Here is a 20,356-nt window from a genome sequence, read left to right as displayed (position 1 = left end):
ACGGCCCTGTTCCGTGATATCGCGTTGCGCTGTCGCTACGCTGTGTCCACGCACTCCCTCGCGACCGGGAGGAGAACTGCGCTTGACCGACTCACTGACCCGTGCGAGCACGACCACTTCCGCGGTGTTGCTCGCCACGACCGCGGCCGCCAGGCTCACCTGCGCTGACGGCACATTGCTCGATCGGATCAACGATCAGCTCGCCGTGCTGCCCGTACGCGACGTGCAGGTGGTGCCGCCGGGCGGCGGCCTGGGGGCCGATCTACGGAGCGTAGCGAAGATCGCCCGCATCTCCTCGGGCCCCGTCGTCGTGCTCCCTGCCGACCTCGTGGCCCACACCGAGGCGCTGGCGCTGCTGCTCGAACATCCCGCGCGCGACTCGGGCGCCGTGGTCTGCTTCGACGTGATGGCCGCGCCGCTGCGCCCGCCCGTGCAGGTGGAGCGGAGCCTGGTCGTCGCCGCGGGCAGCTCCTTCCACGTGGTCCCCGAGGCCAACGCCACCTTCCGCGGCGTGCTGCAGGTGGGCGAGGCCGACCTCGGCACGCTGGCCGACATCGCCGACGAGCTGGCCGAGCTGGCCGAGACGGGCAAGCTCGGCCCCGTCAGCCCGGTGGAGGCCGTCGACCTGCTGCTGGTCGGCCTGGTCCGCTCCGGCGTGCGGGTGCGCGCGGCCAAGCTCGGGCCGCTGCACTGCGACCGGGTCACCGGCCAGCACTCCGCCGACGCCGCCGTCATCCGCCTGGCGGAGGTGGACGAGTCGCGGGTACGCCTGGACACCTCGGTCAAGGCCGACGACGGCTTCTTCGCCACCCACTTCGTCTCGTCCTGGTCGCGCTACCTCGTACGGCCGGCGGCCAGGCTCAAACTCACGCCCAACGCGGTCACCGGCATCTCGATCGGCCTGGCCCTGCTCTCGGCGATCTGGTTCTCCGAGGGCACGCGCGGCTCGCAGATCGCCGGCGGGCTGCTGCTCTACCTGTCGTTCGTGCTCGACTGCGTGGACGGCCAGCTGGCCCGCTACACCCGCTCGTTCTCCCCGCTGGGTGCCTGGGTGGACGGCATGGCCGACCGGCTCAAGGAGTTCGTCGTCTACGTCGGCCTGGCCTTCGGCTACACCGCCGGGCTGGGCAACCCCGACGGCATCTGGTACCTGGCCGTCGCCGCCATGATCCTCCAGGTCGTCCGGCACACCGTCGACTACTCCTACGGGGGCGCGCTCGCCGACGCGGGCCGGATCGGCGCGGCGTGGGCCAAGCCCAGGCGCTCGCTGCTCGAGTCGGCCGACGGCGGCCGCTACGGCGTGCCCCGCCAGGGCATGCTCCGCCTGGCCCACCGGATGGAACGGGAGAAGGTCACGCGCTATCTCAAGAAGATGATCGTCCTCCCGATCGGGGAGCGGTGGGCGCTCATCGCCATCACCGCGGGGGTCTTCAACGCCCGTGTCACGTTCCTCGCCCTGCTCGCCTGGGGCGGCGTTGCCGCGCTCTACCAGCTCGTCGGACGGATCGCGAGGTCCGCGCGATGATCCACGGAGCGCAGGGGGTGCGACCATGATCTCCGTGCACATGACGCCGGTACCACGCAGCACCGTGGTGGCCTACCGCGACGACGGGCCGCTCTCGCGCGGCATGGGCATGCTCGTGGCGGGTCAGCTGCCGCCGCTGCCCCCTGTCATCGCCGGCGCGTTCGTCACCGGCGTGCTGCTGATCGTCGGCGTGGCGGGCTCCGACGGGCTGGCGGTCTTCGCCCCCGCCGTGACGCTGCTGCTGGCCGGGCCGGGCAGCTCCCACCCGCACGACGGGCGGGTCGACTGGCTGGTGCCGCCGATCCTGCGGCTCATCGAGTACTGCTTCATCGCGGCCTGCGGCTTCGCCCACGACGTGCCGCCGTGGCTGATCTTCGCCCTGCTCGGCGCGATGGCCTTCCACCACTACGACCTGGTCTACCGGCTGCGCCAGCGGGTCTACCCGCCGCCGTGGCTGGCCACGTTCGGGCTCGGCTGGGACGGGCGGATGATCGCGGTCGCCCTGGCGGCCGTCGCCGGCTTCGTGACCGGCGGCTTCGTGCTGCTCGCGCTGTACCTGTGGGGGCTGTTCGGCTGGGAGAGCATCACCTGCTGGCTGGCCGCGCCACGGTCTGGGATGGGAACGACCGATTTGGAAACGCAGGAGTGACGAGCGAAGGAGCTCGGCAGGAGAGAGCGAGGAACGATGCCAACGAGTGCCGAGCGGTCGCGACCATCAAACACAGGTTGATTACCCGATCAGGGCCTCCAGGCAACTAACCTTTGGGGCCTGAGAAGAGTCACGCCCCGACTTAGGAGTGCACGTTGCTGGGAATGGTGCTGGCCGCTGGAGCCGGACGACGCCTGCGGCCGTACACCGACACGCTGCCGAAGGCGCTCGTGCCGGTCGACGGCGAGACCACGATCATGGACATCTCCCTGCGCAACCTCGCCGAGGTCGGGCTGCGTGAGGTCGTGATCGTCGTCGGCTACGCGGCGCAGGCCGTACACGAGCGCAAGTCGGCCTTCGAGGACCGCTACGGCGTCAAGCTGACCCTCGTGCACAACGACAAGGCCGAGGAGTGGAACAACGCCTACTCCCTGTGGTGCGCGCGCGACTACTTCGCGCAGGGCGCGCTGCTGGTCAACGGCGACACCGTGCACCCCGTCTCGGTGGAGAAGACGCTGCTGTCGGCCCCGGAGACCAGCGACATCCTGCTGGCCGTCGACGACGTGAAGAAGCTGGCCGACGAGGAGATGAAGGTCACGCTCAACGGCAGCTCGCTGTCGAAGATCACCAAGCTGATGGACCCGGCCCAGGCCTACGGCGAGTACATCGGCGCCACCCTGATCAGGCCCGGCGCCGCCGAGCGGCTGGCCGACGCGCTCAAGGCGACCTTCGAGCGCGACCCGCAGCTCTACTACGAGGACGGCTACCAGGAAATGGTCGACCGCGGCGAGAGGATCCACGTCGCCCCGATCGGCGAGGTCGACTGGGTCGAGGTGGACAACCACGAAGACCTGGCGAAGGCTCGTACCATCGCGGTTCGCTACTGAGGGGGCGCAGATGCCGCTTCTGGCGAGGATGTTGCCCGCGCCGTTGACCATGGAGGTCCGGCGCGGAGCTGTGGCGGAGCTAGGCGCGCTGCTGGCAGACAGCAGGGTGGCCACCTCCGGCAGGGTCGCGGTGGCCGTGGGACCCGGCCAGGGCGACCACATCGAGGGCCTGATCGCGCCCACGCTGGGCGAGGCCGAGGTGTTCAGGGTGAGCGACGGCTCGGTCGACGCTGCCGTGTCGCTCGGCGCCGACCTGCGCAAGGGCGCCTACGAGGTGGTGGTGGGCGTCGGCGGCGGCCGGACGATCGACGCCACGAAGTACGCGGCCTCGCTGGCCGGAATCCCGATGGTCGCGGTCGCCACGAACCTTTCGCACGACGGCATCTGCTCGCCGACGGCCTCGCTGGTCTACGAGGGCGGCAAGGGCTCCTTCGGCGTGCCGATGCCGCTGGCGATCCTGGTCGACCTGGACTTCGTGCACGCCGCGCCGGAGTCGCTGGTCCGCTCGGGCATCGGCGACGTGCTGAGCAACCTGTCGGCCATCGACGACTGGCAGCTGGCCAACGTCGAGCGCGGCGAGCCGATCGACGGGCTGGCCTGTTCGATGGCCCGCACGCCCGCTGAGGCGCTGATCGGCAGGTCCGACTCGATCGAATCTGACGCCTTCCTGACCGTCCTGGCCGAGGCTTTGATCCTTTCCGGCATGTCGATGGTGATCGCCGGCTCGTCCCGGCCCTCCAGTGGTGGAGATCATGAGATCCTTCATGCCGTGGATCAGCTCTTCCCCGGCACGTCCAACCACGGCGAGCTGGCCGGCATCGGTGCCGCGTTCTGCTACTTCCTGCGGGAGGACAGTGCGAGGCTGACGCAGGTGACCGACTGCCTGCGCCGGCACAAGCTGCCGGTCGGCCCCCTCGACATCGGCCTGAACACCGAGCAGTTCACTCAGGCCGTCATGCTTGCGCCCGCCACCCGGCCGGGCCGTTACACGATTCTCGAGCATCTGCGTCTGTCAGAGTCCGAGACTCGGGATCGGGTGGAGGACTATGTCCGGGCCTTCGGTAGCTGAGTTCCGGCGGGTCGCCCAGCCCGCCGGACACCTCGAGCGCAAGAACGGCGAGCACTGGGCCGGCGTGCTCTACATGCGCAACCTGTCCATTTACGTCACCTGGGCGCTGGCCAAGACGCCCGTCACGCCCAACCAGCTCACCTGGCTGATGACGATCGTCGGCATCGTGGGCGGGGCCGTGCTGGCCCTGCCCGGGCTGTGGGCCGCCGTCGTGTCCGCCCTGCTGATCCAGGTGTACCTGCTGCTCGACTGCTCCGACGGCGAGCTGGCCCGCTGGACGGGCAAGACCTCGCTGGCCGGGGTCTACCTGGACCGCGTCGGTGCCTACTTCACCGAGGCGGCCGTGCTGGTCGCGCTCGGGTTCCGCGCCTCGGCGGTGCTGCCCGACTGGTACACGGTGCTCGGCCTGGCCGGGGCGCTCGGCGCGATCCTCATCAAGGCCGAGACCGACCTGGTCGACGTCGCGCGGGCCAAGGGCGGGCTGACGACCGCCACCGACGCGTCGGTGGCCCAGTTCCGCTCCGGGCTGCTGGGGCTGGCCAGGCGGATCCTGGCGGCGACCAAGTTCCACCGGATCGTCCAGCCGGTGGAATTGTCGATCCTCGCCCTTGTGGCCGCCGTGATCGATACCGTCATGGGTGGGGTTCCCGCGACGCGGGTGCTGGTCGTGGCCTGCGCCGTCGCCGCCGCACTCCAGGTGGTTCTGCATTTGGTAAGCATCCTGGCGTCGAGGCGGCTTGCGTGATCTCATGTCGGAACCGGCTGGGCTCCCCGTCCGTCGTATTGATCGGACGTCCGCCGTTCGGTAGGGGTTCACTAACGGTTCCGATACGCTTAGCTCCACCAATATCAGGAAATAGACTCGGTGATCATGAAAGAATGCTCCGCCCGTGCTCTCAACGCGTCGAGGCGATGACGCGTTGAAGATCTCGTGCGTCATCCTCACCATGGGCAACCGGGTCGCGGAGCTGAACCGGGCGGTCGAGTCAGCGCTCAACCAGGTCGACGGCGACGTCGAGGTGGTGATCGTAGGCAACGGTGCCGACGTGCCCGAGGTGATGGCGACGCCACCCGAGGGCTCGGCCGCGACCGTGAAGACGGTCCGCTTGGAACGCAACGCCGGCATCCCGGCTGGCCGCAACCGCGGCGTCGAGGAGTGCTCCGGCGATGTCGTGCTGTTCCTTGACGACGACGGCTGGTACGCCAACCAGAAGGTCGTGGCTCACGTCCGCGACCGCTTCGCCACCGAGCCCGACCTGGCGGTCATCTCCTTCCGGGTGATGGACCCCGAGGGCGGCATCGGCCAGCGGCGCCACGTGCCGCGGCTGCGGGCCGGCGACCCCGAACGCTCCTCTCCCGTGACGACGTTCCTGGGTGGCGCCTCGGCCATCAGGCGTTCGGCGTTCCTGCAGGTCGGCGGGCTGCCCGAGCGGTTCTTCTACGCGCATGAGGAGACCGACCTGGCCTGGCGGCTGCTCGGTGAGGGCTACCGCATCGAGTACGACGCCGACACCGTCATGTACCACCCGCAGGTGCCGCCCACCCGCCACGCCGAGTTCTACCGGCTCAACGCCCGCAACCGGGTCTGGCTGGCCCGCCGTAACCTGCCGTGGCCGTTGGCGGGCCTCTACCTGATCGACTGGGTGGTGCTCACCCTCATCCGCGAGCGTGGGTCTGGCGTGGCGTTGAAGGCCTGGTTCCAGGGCTTCTTCGAGGGGCTGCGCACGTCCGCGGGCGAGCGCCGTCCGATGGCCTGGCGGACGGCCTGGCGCATGGTGAAGCTGGGGCGCCCGCCGATCGTGTGACGCTTCCTGTACGGCGTCCCCCTGGAGCGACGATGGAGTACCTGCGCGCGTGAACATCTCCGAGGCCGGGCCCGTGCTGCGGGCGGAGGACGTCGATGTCGTGCGCGACGGCAACTTGCTGCTGCGGGCGATCTCGCTGACCGTGCGGAGGGGCGAGCACTGGGCGCTGCTCGGCCCCAACGGCGCGGGCAAGAGCACGCTGCTGGCCCTGCTGGGCGCCGTCAAGCACCCCACCCGCGGCCTCGTCGAGGTTCTCGGCCACCGGCTGGGCCGCGTGGACGTCAGGGAGCTGCGCTCGTACCTGGGCCACGTGAACCCGCGCCACGAGCTGGAGTCCGGCCTGCGGGTCCGCGAGCTGGTGCTGACCGGCGTCACGAACACGATCGAGCTGGTGCCCCGCTGGTCACCGACCCCGGAGCAGGAGGCGCAGGCCGACCGGCTGATCGAGCTGATGGGCATGTCCGGCAGGCGCGACTCCCGCTGGCCCACGCTGTCACAGGGCGAGCGCGGCCGGGCGCTGATCGCGCGGGCTCTGATGCCGAGCCCGCGGCTGCTGCTGCTCGACGAGCCCGCCACCGGGCTCGACCTGGCTGCCAGGGAGCAGCTGCTCAGCAGCCTCGACACGCTGCGCCGCGAGCATCCGGAGATGGCCACCGTACTGGTGACCCATCACCTGGAGGAGCTGCCGGTCACCACCACGCATGCGCTGTTGCTGCGCGAGGGCGAGTGCATGGCCTCGGGACAGGTCGCGGACGTCCTGACGACGGACCTGGTCAGCAAGTGCTTCGACCACCCGGTCCAGATCGCCAGGACCGACGGCCGCTGGACGGCCCGCGCCTAGGCGATCTCCGCTTCCTCGAACGACATGGCGACATGCGAGACGGTCGCGCTGAGCAGCGCCGTCTTGGGCAGCCCCAGCTCGCTGAGCTCCTTGGCGATCGGGTGGTTGCCCAGGCGGATCAGCGCCCCACCCGGCCTGACCCGCACGCCGCGCGCCCGCATCCAGGCCGGGATGCGCCGCGTCACGCCGTCCAGGTGGGTGTAGGCGCTCAGCGACGCGGGCCCGCCGGGCACGGGGACGCCCGGTTTGACCAGCATGTCCAGCACGAGCCTGCCGTCCTTGCGCAGGATGCAGCGCTTGTACGGCGAGCCGAGCCGCAGCTCGATGTCCGCCAGCTCCTTCGGAAACCCCCAGAGCGTCCGCCCCGCCTCCCGGGTGAAGGCCTGGTCGACCGGCAGCCAGTGGACGAACGCGCCCGCCTGCCGCAGGTCGCTCAACCCCACCGTGCCGCTCACACCCGGTGGCCGGATCATGAACACCACCCCGAACTCGTGGTAGGTGTCGAGGTCCCCGTCGCGGTAGTCGACGAAGACGAGCTGGCAGATGGCCTTGCCGGGCAAGACCTCGGCCACGTCGAGCCCTGAGTAGGCGATGACGGCCCGGGCGGCGTCAGCGCGCACGGCATACATGGCGCTGCAGACCGTGGCGTCCCTCACGCGTACGGGCATGCTGACCGTGCGGCCCTGGATCGTATGCGGTGCCATGCGTCAAGTACATCAACCGGCAGGCCGTGTGACCATTCCCGCCCCGGCCCCGTCTGGTCTGATGTGACAACCACGACGACGCGGAGGCCATCATCATCGAGGAGCTCTACCGCGAGCACTGGCCGCTCGTGTGCGGGTTCCTCGTGCGCAGGACCCGCGACCCCCATCTGGCCGAGGACCTCGCCCAGGAGACCTTCGTCAAGGCCACCAGGGCGTTACTGGGCTGGCGCGGCGAGAATCCGGCCGCCTGGCTGCTCACCATCGCCCGCAACGTCCTCATCGACCACGTCAGGCGCTCCCGCCGCGAGCTGGAGCTGCCGCACCCGGACGAGCTCGGCGTGCCCGCGCTCCACGAGGACGCGCTGGTGGTCCGCGACCTGCTCGACCGCCTGCCCGAGCGGCACCGCAAGCTCCTCACGCTGGTCTACCTGGAGGGCTTCTCGCTGGTGGAGGTGGCCGCGATGACGGGGGCCAAGCACGCGACGATCAAGACCGCGGTGTGGCGCGCCAGGACCGCGTTCGCCGACCTCTACGGGGAGAAAGCATGAGCGAGGAACTGCCGGACCTGCCCGACTTCGACCCGGGCCGCACCCGCAAGGCGGTACGGCGGGGCCTGTACAGGACCGTGACGATCGTGCTGGCGATCCTGCTGGTGCTGGCGCTGGCCGCCACCGAGGGATCACGCCTGGTCCAGATGCGCGGCGACCGGGAAGAGCGGATGGTCGATGTGCTGGGCACCGCCTTCAAGCTCTACAACCCCGGCTACGTCATCGATTGGGCGACCTGCTGCGAGACCAGTCCGTGGTCGATGTCGTTCACTGTCGACGCCAAGCCGCTCATCGCGGGTTACAGCTCCTACGGGGGCGCCTATTACCCGATCAGCCAGGACTTCTTCGGGCGCGTGGACCACCTGCCCTTGGGCAACGAAGCCAAGACCCCGCTGTCCACCGCGCTGTCGGACCTCGGCACGGACATGCGCCCCAAGGACGAGGTGCGAAAAGTGCTCGCCAGGCTGCCGTCGGATCTGCGCGCGCTGGCGGTGGTGGAGTTCGTCAAGCCGCTCAACGACCAGGAAATGCGGGCCTTCAACGGCTACTGCCCGACGAGCGTGGTCTACGAGCACCGTCCCAGCGACATGCCGATCACCTGGGGGGACACCACCTGGGATCGCGGTCCCGTGGGCGACGGTTGCGAGTGGCGGCTACGCAACTTCCGCGCCTGGGTCAATGTCCTCCAGGACTCCGACCAGGCCAACCTCAGCAGCTTCGGCCTGAGCCTGGACAGGCTGCGCAAGGCGGCCTCGGACGGCCTGGCCTACGCCTACGTGGACAACCTCACCTCGATCGCGAAGCTCCGGAAGATCATCGAGGACCCGCGGGTCAAGACGGTCCGGTTGGCCGATGCGGCCTTCGACCTCGACCACTCCTAGACGGCCAGCGCGTGCTCGGGAACCCCGGCGCAGCGCTGCATCAGGGATACGAACGCCGCCGCGTGGTCGGGCCAGTGGTGGCGTAGCCGCGCCTCAGCGTGCCCCCTGGCGCCCAGCTCGGCCCGCCGTACCGGATCCTCCTTCAGGTCCAGTACGGCGTGCCGTACGGCCTCCACGTCCAGCGGGACCGCGATGCCGCAGCCCACCCGCTCCACCAGCGCGGCGGACTGCGGCGTGGTGATCACAGGAAGGCCGCGGCCCATGTAGTCCAGGACCTTGGTCGGCATGCCCTGCACGGACGGGCTCGCCAGTGACAGGCCGGCGAGCGCGCCCTCGGCCATGCGCAGGGCGTGCCGGTTGGGTACGTAGCCGAACCAGTCGAGCAGGCCGACGCGCTGGGCGTCGCGCAGCAGCGGGCGCACGTCGCGGTCGGCCGCGCCGATCAGGTCCATCCTGATGCCGTGCGGGATGAGCCGCTCGGCCAGCCCGATCAGCTCCGACACGCCACGCTCGGTGGTCAGCCGCCCGAGATGGACCACCCTGGTGTCGCCGGGCGGGGGTGGCTGTGACGACACCAGAGTGGCCTCGGGCACGACCTCAACCGTTGCGGAGCCCGCGACGGCGTCGGTGGCGATGACGTTGTGCCGTCGCCCCGCGCGGGCGAGCCGCCGTTCCGAGACCGGCTCACGCACGTCCCAGACGACGGGCGGGCGGCGGTACGGCAGGGCGTGCAGCAGCTCGTGGTCGTGGACCATGAGCAGGTCCGCGTCCTTGACGCCACGCCGCAGCGCCGACCGGGCGCGGGCGAGGCCGGCGCGGTGGGGCACGTCGATCGCGGTGACCGGCACCGCGGGCGTGACGTTGAAATAGGTATATGGCGCGACGTAGGTCACCTTGTGGCCCGCGTCGAGCAGCGCCCGGATCTGCCGATGCATGATCCGGGCGTCCTCGGGGTGGTGGACAGTTGTGGCGACGCATACCCGCATGTGTCGATGCTCGGCAACGACCCGGTCAAGGGCGTGAATGCGGGTGGAACTACCGCTTAACTTCCGAAGGGCGCCGATATAGCCAGGTCAGCCGGGGCTCCAACACCCACTTGAAGATCGTGCGGGTTTCCGGCAGGCACAGCACGATCGCCAGCGCGAAGGCGCTCGTGGCGATCGCCGCCACGCCCAGCGGCCCGTACAGCCATGGCAGGTCGAGCCAGCCCATCTGCTTGGCGATGAGCACCGGGATGCCGTGCAGCAGGTAGCAGTAGAGCGTGCGGGTGCCCAGGTCGGAGAACCAGGTCTCGCGCCGCGGCACCAGCGCCATGATCGCCAGGCACATGGCCAGCGCGCAGACCAGCAGCCCGCCGCGGACCGCCAGGCCCATCCACCACGACAGACCGAGGTCCTGGTAGCTGGCCTTGAAGTAGAACGGGTCGAGCGGCGCGTGCGGCGCGATGTAGATGGCCACGGCCGCCGCGCAGACCAGCGTGACAGCGGAAAGGATCTTGAGCCAACGCCGGTTGAGCAGCTCGAAGTGGTGCGGCTGCATGGCCAGCCCGATCACGAAGAACGGCATGAGGCCGAAGAAGCGGTCCATGCTGAAGTCGCCGGTGATCTGCGAGAACCCGGCGAACAGGTAGATCGCGATCGCCACCGGGATCGGGTACTTCATCCGCTTCCACACCGGCGTGGACAGCCGCCAGAACAGCAGCGCCAGCAGGTACCAGTTGATCCAGGCCGGGTCGATGATCGTGAGCGACCACTTCTGGCCGAGCCCGGAGCGGACCGCGGCGTAGCCCACCTCGACGATGACGTACGGCACGACGAACGTGTCGACCAGCTTGTTCGTCTTGGCGTTGGAGTTCCAGAAGTTTCTGGACAGGTAGCCGCTGATGAGCACGAACAGCGGCATGTGGAAGGTGTAGATGAACAGGTAGAGCGCCCGGGAGGAGTCGGCGTCCAGCGTCGGCACCAGCGAGTGGCCGACGATCACGCACGCGATCAGGATGAACTTGACGTTGTCCAGGTAGGGATCGCGCTTCTTGGCCGGCTGCGGCTCCGGTTGGGGCTCAGGCTCCTGCTCCGCTTCGAGCACGCCGTGTGGGTCGTTGGCCTCGCTCCAGAACGCCTCTTCCGGCAGCGGCCACTTGGCACCGGTGTTGGCCGGCCCCTGGTCGGCGTCGGACGGGCTCCTCTGGACCGGTGGGGGAGACTTGGTGTCGGTCACGTGGAAGATCGCTCAGCTTTGCTCGGGAACGCGACAGCCGTCCTGACTGCCGCCTTGACGACGCCCGGCGCGAGGCGTCACAGACCCCAATAACCCTATCCCGGCGATGCCTCTCCTGTCTCTCCAGGAACTCCAGGAACCCCGATTACACAGGGAACTTGGAGGATCAGGCGCAGGCGCTCTTGGCCTGGTTGGCGGCGATGGTGTTGTTATTCACGCTGTCAGGAAGCTTGGTCACCTTCACGCCCTTGAAGTCCGACCCCACGATCACCTGGATCGTCGGCGTGCCCTTGTCCGGGGTCGTCGTCTGCGGGGTCGTGGGGACGTAGTTCTGCGGGTTGACCGCCTTGACCTTCCCCGCGGTGGGCGCGGGCTTGGGGTCCATCGCGGCGGACAGGACGCCGGCGTAGTCGGCGCCGGTGGCGTCCTTCTTGGCGTAGCGCAGCTGGGTGGTGGGCTGGCTCTTGCCGTCGGGGGTCTGGTAGTTGCCCACGCCGACGACCTTGAAGCCTTCCTTGCTCAGCTGGTCGGCCACCTCCTTGGCCTTGCCCAGGGTGGTGGTGCCGTTGAGCACCTGGACCTGCACCTGCTCGGGCTTGATGGTGGCCTTGGGCGTGGTGGTGGTCCCGGTGGTGGGCTTGGCGGTCGGCAGCGTCACGTCCACGTCGGACTTGATGGCGTTGAACAGGACGTTGGCGTCCTGGGTCCACACGACCCGGTTCTTGTCCTCGGGGTCGGGCCCCCACGGGACCGTGGTGAAGGCCACGCCGCCGGTGGTCATCTTCTTGACGCTCTGGGCGATCTCGAGCAGCTGCTCGGTGTCGTTGGCCAGGTCGGGGTCCATGGTCACCGACTTGGCCGCCGCCGTGATGAAGTCCGTGAGCTTGGCCGGGTTGGTGAGCAGGTCGCCGCTCATCGCCTTGGCCACGACCTTGCTGAGGAAGAGCTGCTGGCGCTTGATGCGCTGGATGTCGCTGCCGTCGCCGTAGTGGCGCAGGCGTACGAAGCCGAGGGCCTTCTCGCCGTCGAGCAGGCTCTTGCCCGCCGGGAGCACCAGGTGCGAGTTCCTGTCGTTGACACCGGACTTCAGGCAGATCTCGATGCCGCCGAGCGAGTCGACGATGCTCTTGAAGCCGCTGAAATCGACCTCGGCGAAGTGGTCGATGCGGATTCCGGTCAGCGACTCCAGCGTGGCGATCGTGCACGCCACGCCGCCCGAGCTGTACGCCGAGTTGATCATGTCGCGCCTGGGCGGCATGACCTGCTTGGTGCTCTCGTTCTTGCACGAGGGGATCTGCACCATCGAGTCGCGCGGGAAGCTGATCAGGCGGGCCTTGTCGCGGTTGGGCGAGATGTGCAGCAGGATGATCGTGTCGGTGCGCTTGCCGCCGGCGTCGGCCTCGCGGGCCATCTTCTGGCCGTACTTGGCGTTGCCCTTGCCCGCGCGGGTGTCGGAGCCGACGAGCAGCACGTTGAGCGCGCCCGTCTCGGCCGGGCGCGGGCCGACGATGTCCTCCTTGAAGCCCTTCTTGTTGATGTTGCCGAACGCGTCGCGGTAGACCACGTAGGCGGTCAGCGAGCCGGCGACCATGATCGTGGTCATCGCGATGCTGATCCAGGCCAGCATGCGCATCTTGCCGCCGCCCGAGCCGCCGCCGCGGCGACCGCGCGGGGGAACGTCCTCCGGCGGGGGCGGTGGGGCCGATCCCGCCCTGCGGGACATGCGATACCCGGGCTGTGTGGGCGCCGAACGGCGATCATCGATCGATACGCCCCGGTAGTCGCTCATACGCCCCCCTCGCACGCCGGCTAGGTCGTTCTGCGCCACGAGACTAGGTCACGTACGGCGTACCCGAGGCCATGATCGAGGTAATCGAGCGTGACCCGGGCGTGATGTAACAGCAAATGAGCATACTCAGAGGTGGACAATTCGTGGAATATCCGTGCCAAAGTCTTTAGTATCGGCGCAGGTCGGGCGAATCGCCAGCGCCGCCGCGAGGCAGGCCAGAGGCACGGCCGGCAGGACGTACCGGTAGTCGAACTCGGCCACGGCGGGCGGCACGACCAGCAGGGCAACACCCACGGTCCACGGCACGAGCCACTCCGGCGCCCACCCGTCGCGCGTCCGCCTGCCGTACCTGCGCCAGAGTGACATGGCCGGCGGGACGAGCAGGAGGGCCAGCAGCGCGGTGCCGGGCAGGCGGGCCACGTCCTGGTAGGCGCGCATCCAGCCCGCGTACGGCTCGACGACCTGGGTGCCGATGGGGCCCTGCTCGTAGCGGGTGGCCATGGTGACGCCGAGCTGGGCGGCGTGGCGGCCGGGCGGGGGCGGGGTCGTGGCGGGGAACTGGTAGTAGCCGTAGATCTCCTGGTCGGGGTAGACCGGGCGGCCCCAGGTGAAGCCGCGGCCCAGCTCGGTCAGCACGGACCCGGCGTAGTCCAGCGGCTGCTTCCTGATGGCCAGGGTGGCGAAGCGTCCCGCCAGGTCGTCGGTCGGCTTGATGAAGGTGTCGCCGGGGATGCGCACCAGCGGCGAGTCGGCGCCCCAGATGTACTCCTGCGAGGCCGGGCGCTGTGACGGCGGCCGCGGATCGCACAGGACGCGCACGTCCGGCGGGGGATCCATCTTGGCGCAGTCGGCGAAGGACATCGTGCGGGCGTAGAGGAAGACGCCGTTCGCGCCGACGACGCCGACCCGGTGATAGGTGGCGTAGAACCAGCCGCCGTAGGCCACGATCGGCGCCACCGCGGCCACGAGCAGCACCCCGGTGATCCTGAACCGGCCGCGCAGCAGGAACCAGACCACGAAGACCGCGATGAGCGGCTGGCCGATCGTCCTGGTCAGCGAGGCGGCCGCGAGCAGCAGCCCGATGGCCACGGCCGTGCGCCAGCCGGGCGCCCTGCCCAGCGCGAGCACCACGGCGGCGGCGATGAGGAACATGAACAGCGTGTCGGAGACCAGCAGGTGCTCCAGCTCGATCTGGTAGGCGTCCAGCAGCACGGGAACGGTCGCGAGCACGGCCGCCCACTCGGGAGCCCCCGCCCGCCTGACCGCGACGTAGACCAGCACGCCGACGGCCAGCCCCATCGCGTGCTGCACGCCCGTGACCACCCCGAAGCCGTGGAAGGGCTCGAGCAGCTTGATGAACATCGAGTAGCCCGCCGGGCGGACCAGGTCGGGGCGCGGGCGGAAGACCGTGACGATGTAGGTGTAGGAGTCGGGGAACCACAGCGCGGGGCGGTAGCCCAGCATCGTGATCACCCGCAGCACCGCCCCCGCGGTCAGGACGGCGAGAAACCATTTCGCCCGCACGTCGCGTAACGCTACCCGCCCTTGTCGGCGGAGTTGGATACGCTCCCGATCACCGATGCGACTCGCCTTGCCTCCCCCCGAGCGCAGGCCGTCGGCGGGCCGGGTGCTCGCCGTGGCCTCACTGTTGCCTGCCCTGCTGGTGGCCGCGTTCCTGCTCGCCGGGCTTCCGCTGCTGCTCGCGGGGTGGTTCAGGCCGCTGCCTGTGCTGCTGCTCGCAGCCGTGATCGCCGTACCGCTGTGCCGGGTCGCGCTGCGGCTGCCCGAGACGGTGGGCGCCACCGCGCGGCATACCGGTGGGGTGCTGGCCATCGCGCTCGGCTCGGGCGTCTTCAACGCGATCATGCACAGCGAGCAGCTGATCGTCCGCCGCGACCCCGCCACGTACGCGCAGTACGCCACGTGGATCGGCGCGCACGGCTCGCTGCCCATCCCCGCCCAGGCTTGGGCCTTCGGCGGCGCCGACCCGTCGCTGATGTTCGACAGCGTGGGCTTCTACCCCGTCGACGGGTCGGTGGTGCCGCAGTTCATGCCGGGGCCGCCGATGCTGTTCGCCGTCGGCGGCTGGCTCGGCGGGATGCTGCTGACGCCGGCCGTGCTGGGCGCGCTGGCCGTGCTGACGGTCGGCGGCGTGGCCGGGCGCCTGGCCGGCGGGCGGTGGGCACCTCTGGCGGCGTTCGCGTTCGCGGTGGCCATGCCGATCCTGTACACCTCGCGCACGACCTTCAGCGAGATCCCTTCGCTGATCCTGCTCTTCGGCGGCATGGCCCTGCTCCACGACACGCTCCAGGTCACCCGCGGGCGCGTCTGGCCCGCCGCCGGGCTGGCCGGGCTGGTGTTCGGGCTGGCCGTGCTGGTGCGCGTCGACGGGCTGCGCGACGTGCTGCCTGTCCTGGCCTTCGCGGGGCTGCTGATCGCGCTGCGCCGGTTCGGCCGTCCCGAGGGGCGCCTCGGGCCGCCGCTGCTGGCCGGGGTGGCCCTGGGCGTGGGGCTCGGGCTGCTCGCCGCCTACCTGCTGGCCCGGCCGTACCTGGCCTACCTGTCGCGCTCGGTCAACCCGCTGCTGCTCATCTGCGCCGCCGTCCTGGTCCTCACCGCCCTGGGTACGGCTGCCGCGCCCTGGCTGGCCGCGCGGGTCCGGCTGCCCAGGCGGCTGCCCGAGATCGGGGCGGCGCTGGTGGTCGTGGTGATGGCCGGCCTCGCCGTACGTCCGTGGTTGCAGACCGTGCGGCGGGTCCCGGTCAACGCCGACGACCAGCGCACCTTCAGCTTCATCCAGGACACCCAGCGTGCCCTGCGCCTGCCGATCGACGGCACCCGGCTCTACTCGGAATACTCGCTTCACTGGGTGATCTGGTACGTCGGCGTGCCCGTGGTCGTGCTCGCCACGCTCGCCGCCGCCGTACTGGTGCGCAGGCTGCTGCGCGGCGGGGCGTCCTTCGAGTGGCTGCTGCCGCTGGCGGTCATCGGCTGGACCACGATCACCACGCTGCTGCGCCCCGAGATCACGCCCGACCAGCCGTGGGCCTCCCGCCGCCTGGTGCCCGTCGTCATCCCCGGGCTGATCGTGCTGGCCGTGTGGGGGCTGGGCTGGACGCGCGACAAGGCCCGCAGGCTCGGGTACGGCGGGCGTCCCCAGACCGTGATCGCCGTGCTCGGCACGCTGCTCGTGCTGGTGCCGCCCACGATCACGTCGATCGGCACGGCGTTCGTCCCGATCGAGCGCGGGGAGCGGGCGGCGGTCGAGGCCATGTGCGCCAGGATCCCGGCCAACGCCTCGGTCCTCATCGTCGAGCGGGTCACGGGTGAGCGCTTCACCCAGCTGGTCCGCGGCATGTGCGACCGCCCGGCGGCCCAGGCCCGCCGCATCTCCGGTGATGAGGCCCCGTTGCCCGAGGTCAACCGCCTGATCTCCCGCATCCGCGCCGCCGGCCGCGTCCCCGTCGTGCTGGCCGCCCAGGCCGACCAGGTCAGCCTCTACGGCCCGCCACAGCAGGTGATGGCCCTGGTCACCCGCCAGGACGAACGCTCACTCCTCGACCCGCCCAACGGCACCTGGTCCCTGCGCGTCAACGTCTGGATGGCCGTGCCTTGACCGCGAAGTCCGCGGGTGGGCCGCGAATCAGGCGGATCGTCGTCGTCGCGGGAGTGGTCCTGGTGCTCGCCGCTCTCGCGGTCGGTGGATGGATGCGCTTCCGCCCGCCGTCCGGCCCGTTACCGCCGCCGGACGCGCCGTGGCCGGTGACCGGCACGCTCTCGGTGTACCTGTGCAGCAAGGACAGCGCCTTGGACAACTGCCACCACGTAACCACGATCGAGCAGCAGGAGCGGCTTGAGGGGGTGCTGCGTGGGACGCGGGGCGTGTCGGCCCTGCGCCTGGAGGGCCAGTTGGAGGCGTGGGGACGGTTCGTGGCCAATTACGGGCACGACAAGACGCTGATCGCGGACACGAGACCGTCCGACATGCCGGTGTCCTTCAGGGGTGAGGTGGCCGACGTGTGGCACTTTTCCAAGGCCTGGCTGGAGAAGCTGCCGGGCGTCGCGCGGGTGCACGTGGAGGCCGCCGACTTCTGGGTCGGCAAGTCCGACCTGGAGATCCGCATGTGTCCTCAGGAGACCGTCGGACAGGACTCGCAGTGCAAGGGGCGGGGGGAGGCGTCGGACCAGGAGAAAGCCTCGGTCTACAAGGCGCTTCGAGGCGTCGACGGTGTCGATGACATCTACCTCGAGGGTCATGAGCACGCTGTGGCGAACCTGCGGAACATCCTCATGGACAAAAAAGGCCTCGGGGACGCCGCGGCTCAGGTGCCGGAGATCTACCAGGTGACACTCGAATCCAAGGACGTCGCGGAGCGGGTGAGGCGCGTGGTGGGGCGGATGCCCGGGGTAGACTACGTGACGGATCATTACAACGCGTGACGAAGGGCTGGTCGTCCAGCTGGCGCTGAGGTGATGTGGACCCGGCGCTCAGGTCGGCAGAGTACTCTCGACGCACGTGAGCACGCTTGAGACCCCCCAGAGTGGACCCGCCGTGGAAGAAGAAGCGCCCTACGTCACGATCGTCCTGCCCTGCTACAACGAGCAGGATCACGTCATCGACGAGGTCGAGCGCATCACCAAGGCGATGGACTCCAGCGGCTACACCTACGAGCTGGTCGCCGTGGACGACTGCTCGACGGACGCGACGCTGGCCCGCCTGGAGGAGGCCGCACCGCGCTACCCGCACCTGAGTATCAGGGCCTTCCACCGCAACGGCGGCTCGGGCACCGTCCGCAGGATCGGCACCCAGGAGGCCAGGGGCGAGATCGTCGTCTGGACCGACGCCGACATGACCTACCCCAACGAGCGCATCCCTGAGCTGGTCCAGATCCTGGAGAAGGACAAGGCGGTCGACCAGGTCGTGGGCGCCAGGACGACGGAGGAGGGCTCACACAAGATCCTCCGGGTCCCGGCCAAGTGGGTCATCAGGAAGGTGGCGGAGAAGCTCGCCGGTCAGAAGATCCCCGACCTCAACTCGGGGCTGCGCGCCTTCCGCAAGTCGGTGGCCAGGCCGTACCTGCGGCTGCTGCCGCCCGGGTTCTCCTGCGTCACGACGATCACGCTGTCGTTCCTGTCGAACCAGCACGACATCTACTACCTGCCGATCGACTACGCCAAGCGGGCGGGCAAGTCGAAGTTCAGCTTCGTGTCCGACGCGTACCGCTACATCCTGCAGGTGCTGCGGATGATCATGTACTTCAACCCGCTCAAGGTGCTCATGCCGCCCGCGCTGTGGCTGGTCGTCATCGGCTTGGGCAAGGGCGTCTACGACATCGTGGTCCACCGCAGCATCTATCTGACGAGCAACACCGTCGTGATCTTCCTGTCGGGCCTGTTGATCGGTTCGGTGGCGCTGCTGGCGGACCTGATCGTGAGGTCCCGCGGCGAATGAGGGCGGAGAGGGAGCCTCGCCGGACACAGAGAGCAGTCCGTCCGATGAGACGCTGCAAGGCGAGGTGGACTCGACCATGAGGATCGCGATCGTCGGCCCGACATTTCCGTATAAAGGCGGCGGCGCGCAGCACACCACGGAGCTGGCCCATCGCCTGGCGGCCGAGGGCCACGACGTCGTCATCGAGTCCTGGCACAAGCAGTACCCGGGCTTCCTCTACCCCGGCCAGCAGACGATCGACGCTCCCGAGGGCGAGCCGTATCCCCGGACGCACAGGAGGCTCGACTGGCGCCGGCCGGACGGCTGGGTCGCGTGCGGGCGCCGGCTCCGCGGCGCCGACCTGGTGATCCTGGCCGTCCTCAGCCCGGTCCAGGTCCCCGCCTATCTCGGCATCCTGTACGGCATAGCCCGCAAGACCCGGGTCGTCGCCCTGTGCCACAACGTGCTCCCGCACGAGCGCAAGCCGTACGACAGGCCCCTGATGAAGGCCCTGCTGAAGCGGGTCGACACCGTGCTGGCCCACTCCGAGCAGCAGGCCGAGCTGGCCAGGACGCTGACGGACCGGCCGGTCAGGGTGGCCGCGATGGCACCGCACCTGCCGTCGGGGAACGCCGCCCAGAACGGTGCGAACGTGCACCGCAGGCTGCTGTTCTTCGGGATCGTCCGGCCGTACAAGGGCCTCGATCTGCTGATCAGGGCGCTGCCCGAGGACGTCGCGCTGACCGTGGCGGGCGAGTTCTGGGGCGGCATCGAGGAGACCAGGGCGCTCGTGCAGGAGTTGGGCGCCGAGGTGGACCTGCGGCCCGGCTATGTGGCGGCCGAAGCCGTGCCGGGGCTGTTCGAGCAGGCGGATGCGCTGGTGCTGCCCTACCGCAGCGCGACCGCCAGCCAGAACGTGTGGCTGGCGTTCGAACACGGCAGGCCGGTCATCGCCACCCGGGTGGGCGCGCTGGGCGACCACGTGACCGACGGGGTGGACGGGATCCTCGTGGAGCCCGGCAGCGTCGAGGCGCTGAAGCGCGCGATCGAGCGCTTCTACGCGCCGGGTGAGCCGGAGCGGTTGCGGTCGGGCGTCAAGTCGGTCGACGCGGAGCCGTTCTGGTCGGCGTACGTGGCGACCCTCCTCAGCGGCTGAAGCACGAACGCGACCCCGGCCAGCGCCGCGTCGCCCAGCGTGAACAGAACCCGCGACACCACGGCCACCACCAGCGCGGGCCCGTCGCCGATCAGCGGCTTGAGCACCAGCCACATCGCGCCCTCGCGCACGCCGACCCCGGCGGGCACGACGAACGTCAGCAACCCGGAGGCCCACGCGAACGCGTACGCCCCGGTGCAGATCAGGTAGAGGTCGAACCGGCCGGCCAGCAGCATGGCGTGCACGCCGTACACGAACCAGCCGAGCGCGGTCCAGGCGACCGCTACCAGCACGGTCCTGCCGGGCAGCACGCTCTCCAGCGGCTCACGCCTGGCGATCCGCAGCGCCAGGTTCAACCCCCAGGTCAGCACCCGGGGATGCAGGCACACGATGATCACCGGGACGAGCAGCAGCAGGTACCAGGCCTGCCGTACCGCCTGCTGGGTGGCCAGCGTCGCGGCCGCGATCGAGATGGCCACGCCGAGGTTGATCACCAGCGCGAGCGAGATGCAGGCGAAGGTACGGCGCGGCGGGCTGCCCTGGTCACGCCCGAGGTCCATCATCGCGGCGTAGGCCCAGACCGAGCCGGGGATGTACTTGCCCAGCTGGCCCACGAACATGATCCGCCCGGCGGTGCGCAGCGGCAGCGGCGAGCCGAGCCCGGCCAGCACCACCCGCCAGGCCACCAGCATGCAGTACTGCCCTGCCAGCACCGCGGCGAACGCGCCCGCCAGCGCCCACGGTGAGAGCTCGGCCAGCGCCGCGGTGGTGGCACTCCAGTTCCTGGCCAGGCCGTACCCGAGGAAGGCGAGGGCGACCAGGGCGAGGAGGATGCGCACCAGGCGGCGGATCAT

At 69.9% G+C, this 20,356-nt stretch carries 19 protein-coding genes; 13 read left to right on the top strand and 6 right to left on the bottom strand.

What is annotated here, in order from left to right; all coding sequences use genetic code 11:
- Positions 1 to 82 precede the first annotated feature (82 nt).
- The 7 genes from ACIBHX_RS08390 (at position 83) to ACIBHX_RS08360 (ending at position 6,776) form a co-directional block, all read left to right on the top strand.
- Positions 83 to 1,525 (top strand): CDP-alcohol phosphatidyltransferase family protein, encoded by a 1,443-nt coding sequence (locus ACIBHX_RS08390; RefSeq protein WP_397065507.1) that lies wholly within the window; start codon positions 83 to 85, stop codon positions 1,523 to 1,525.
- A 25-nt stretch (positions 1,526 to 1,550) separates the two neighbouring features.
- Positions 1,551 to 2,174: a DUF5941 domain-containing protein gene (locus ACIBHX_RS08385; RefSeq protein ID WP_397065505.1), complete on the top strand. Its 624-nt coding sequence runs from the start codon at positions 1,551 to 1,553 to the stop codon at positions 2,172 to 2,174.
- A gap of 155 nt (positions 2,175 to 2,329) precedes the next feature.
- Positions 2,330 to 3,061, top strand: a complete 732-nt coding sequence (locus ACIBHX_RS08380; protein ID WP_397065504.1) for a sugar phosphate nucleotidyltransferase — start codon at positions 2,330 to 2,332, stop codon at positions 3,059 to 3,061.
- Between the two features lie 28 nt (positions 3,062 to 3,089).
- Positions 3,090 to 4,130: an iron-containing alcohol dehydrogenase family protein gene (locus ACIBHX_RS08375; RefSeq protein ID WP_397066061.1), complete on the top strand. Its 1,041-nt coding sequence runs from the start codon at positions 3,090 to 3,092 to the stop codon at positions 4,128 to 4,130.
- Positions 4,108 to 4,875 (top strand): CDP-alcohol phosphatidyltransferase family protein, encoded by a 768-nt coding sequence (locus tag ACIBHX_RS08370; protein ID WP_397065502.1) that lies wholly within the window; start codon positions 4,108 to 4,110, stop codon positions 4,873 to 4,875. The genes ACIBHX_RS08375 and ACIBHX_RS08370 overlap by 23 nt, the downstream gene beginning before the upstream one ends.
- A 175-nt stretch (positions 4,876 to 5,050) precedes the next feature.
- Positions 5,051 to 5,935 (top strand): glycosyltransferase family 2 protein, encoded by an 885-nt coding sequence (locus tag ACIBHX_RS08365; RefSeq protein WP_397066060.1) that lies wholly within the window; start codon positions 5,051 to 5,053, stop codon positions 5,933 to 5,935.
- A gap of 55 nt (positions 5,936 to 5,990) precedes the next feature.
- A complete protein-coding gene (locus ACIBHX_RS08360) occupies positions 5,991 to 6,776 on the top strand; it encodes an ABC transporter ATP-binding protein (protein WP_397066058.1) in 786 nt (261 codons plus the stop codon).
- Here the strand turns inward: ACIBHX_RS08360 and ACIBHX_RS08355 are convergent.
- On the bottom strand, positions 6,773 to 7,480 hold the full coding sequence (locus ACIBHX_RS08355) for an acetoacetate decarboxylase family protein (protein ID WP_397065500.1): 708 nt from the start codon (positions 7,478 to 7,480) through the stop codon (positions 6,773 to 6,775). The genes ACIBHX_RS08360 and ACIBHX_RS08355 overlap by 4 nt on opposite strands.
- An 89-nt stretch (positions 7,481 to 7,569) precedes the next feature.
- On the opposite strand from ACIBHX_RS08355, the gene ACIBHX_RS08350 reads away from it, so the two are divergent.
- Positions 7,570 to 8,028: an RNA polymerase sigma factor gene (locus ACIBHX_RS08350; protein WP_397066056.1), complete on the top strand. Its 459-nt coding sequence runs from the start codon at positions 7,570 to 7,572 to the stop codon at positions 8,026 to 8,028.
- Entirely contained in the window at positions 8,025 to 8,909 is an 885-nt protein-coding gene (locus ACIBHX_RS08345) for a hypothetical protein (protein ID WP_397065498.1), read from the top strand. Before ACIBHX_RS08350 ends, ACIBHX_RS08345 begins: the two co-directional genes overlap by 4 nt.
- On the opposite strand, the gene ACIBHX_RS08340 is transcribed toward ACIBHX_RS08345, so the two are convergent.
- From ACIBHX_RS08340 to ACIBHX_RS08325, 4 genes are all read right to left on the bottom strand, one after another.
- Positions 8,906 to 9,844 (bottom strand): glycosyltransferase, encoded by a 939-nt coding sequence (locus ACIBHX_RS08340; protein ID WP_397065496.1) that lies wholly within the window; start codon positions 9,842 to 9,844, stop codon positions 8,906 to 8,908. The genes ACIBHX_RS08345 and ACIBHX_RS08340 overlap by 4 nt on opposite strands.
- 100 nt (positions 9,845 to 9,944) lie before the next feature.
- Positions 9,945 to 11,126: an acyltransferase family protein gene (locus ACIBHX_RS08335; RefSeq protein WP_397065494.1), complete on the bottom strand. Its 1,182-nt coding sequence runs from the start codon at positions 11,124 to 11,126 to the stop codon at positions 9,945 to 9,947.
- A gap of 166 nt (positions 11,127 to 11,292) precedes the next feature.
- Positions 11,293 to 12,915 (bottom strand): LCP family protein, encoded by a 1,623-nt coding sequence (locus ACIBHX_RS08330; RefSeq protein WP_397065493.1) that lies wholly within the window; start codon positions 12,913 to 12,915, stop codon positions 11,293 to 11,295.
- 126 nt (positions 12,916 to 13,041) lie between these two features.
- Positions 13,042 to 14,439 carry a hypothetical protein gene (locus tag ACIBHX_RS08325; RefSeq protein WP_397065491.1) on the bottom strand — a complete coding sequence of 466 codons (1,398 nt, stop codon included), beginning with the start codon at positions 14,437 to 14,439 and terminating at the stop codon, positions 13,042 to 13,044.
- Positions 14,440 to 14,494: 55 nt separating this feature from the next.
- Between ACIBHX_RS08325 and ACIBHX_RS08320 the strand changes: the two genes are divergently transcribed.
- The 4 genes from ACIBHX_RS08320 (at position 14,495) to ACIBHX_RS08305 (ending at position 19,502) form a co-directional block, all read left to right on the top strand.
- On the top strand, positions 14,495 to 16,531 hold the full coding sequence (locus tag ACIBHX_RS08320) for a hypothetical protein (protein ID WP_397065489.1): 2,037 nt from the start codon (positions 14,495 to 14,497) through the stop codon (positions 16,529 to 16,531).
- Positions 16,528 to 17,355 carry a permease-like cell division protein FtsX gene (locus tag ACIBHX_RS08315; RefSeq protein ID WP_397065487.1) on the top strand — a complete coding sequence of 276 codons (828 nt, stop codon included), beginning with the start codon at positions 16,528 to 16,530 and terminating at the stop codon, positions 17,353 to 17,355. Before ACIBHX_RS08320 ends, ACIBHX_RS08315 begins: the two co-directional genes overlap by 4 nt.
- A 76-nt stretch (positions 17,356 to 17,431) precedes the next feature.
- The gene (locus tag ACIBHX_RS08310; RefSeq protein WP_397065485.1) at positions 17,432 to 18,367 is read left to right on the top strand and encodes a glycosyltransferase family 2 protein; all 936 of its coding nucleotides are present in this window, start codon (positions 17,432 to 17,434) and stop codon (positions 18,365 to 18,367) included.
- Between the two features lie 76 nt (positions 18,368 to 18,443).
- The gene (locus ACIBHX_RS08305; RefSeq protein WP_397065483.1) at positions 18,444 to 19,502 is read left to right on the top strand and encodes a glycosyltransferase family 4 protein; all 1,059 of its coding nucleotides are present in this window, start codon (positions 18,444 to 18,446) and stop codon (positions 19,500 to 19,502) included.
- Here ACIBHX_RS08305 and ACIBHX_RS08300 read toward each other — a convergent pair.
- Positions 19,403 to 20,356, bottom strand: coding sequence for a YbhN family protein (locus ACIBHX_RS08300; RefSeq protein ID WP_397065482.1), 954 nt, complete (start codon positions 20,354 to 20,356; stop codon positions 19,403 to 19,405). The genes ACIBHX_RS08305 and ACIBHX_RS08300 overlap by 100 nt on opposite strands.

Source organism: Nonomuraea sp. NPDC050536 (assembly GCF_044457685.1).
In the GTDB taxonomy this organism is placed as follows: Bacteria; Actinomycetota; Actinomycetes; order Streptosporangiales; family Streptosporangiaceae; genus Nonomuraea.
This window is presented reverse-complemented; position numbering and strand designations above follow the sequence as displayed.

Coding starts and splice junctions, on each gene's coding strand:
- ACIBHX_RS08340 (WP_397065496.1), bottom strand. CDS start 9,844: ATGCATCGGCAGATCCGGGCGCTGCTCGACGCGGGCCACAAGGTGACC.
- ACIBHX_RS08300 (WP_397065482.1), bottom strand. CDS start 20,356: ATGATCCGCCGCCTGGTGCGCATCCTCCTCGCCCTGGTCGCCCTCGCC.
- ACIBHX_RS08355 (WP_397065500.1), bottom strand. CDS start 7,480: ATGGCACCGCATACGATCCAGGGCCGCACGGTCAGCATGCCCGTACGC.
- ACIBHX_RS08320 (WP_397065489.1), top strand. CDS start 14,495: ATGCGACTCGCCTTGCCTCCCCCCGAGCGCAGGCCGTCGGCGGGCCGG.
- ACIBHX_RS08345 (WP_397065498.1), top strand. CDS start 8,025: ATGAGCGAGGAACTGCCGGACCTGCCCGACTTCGACCCGGGCCGCACC.
- ACIBHX_RS08375 (WP_397066061.1), top strand. CDS start 3,090: ATGTTGCCCGCGCCGTTGACCATGGAGGTCCGGCGCGGAGCTGTGGCG.
- ACIBHX_RS08370 (WP_397065502.1), top strand. CDS start 4,108: ATGTCCGGGCCTTCGGTAGCTGAGTTCCGGCGGGTCGCCCAGCCCGCC.
- ACIBHX_RS08330 (WP_397065493.1), bottom strand. CDS start 12,915: ATGAGCGACTACCGGGGCGTATCGATCGATGATCGCCGTTCGGCGCCC.
- ACIBHX_RS08385 (WP_397065505.1), top strand. CDS start 1,551: ATGATCTCCGTGCACATGACGCCGGTACCACGCAGCACCGTGGTGGCC.
- ACIBHX_RS08305 (WP_397065483.1), top strand. CDS start 18,444: ATGAGGATCGCGATCGTCGGCCCGACATTTCCGTATAAAGGCGGCGGC.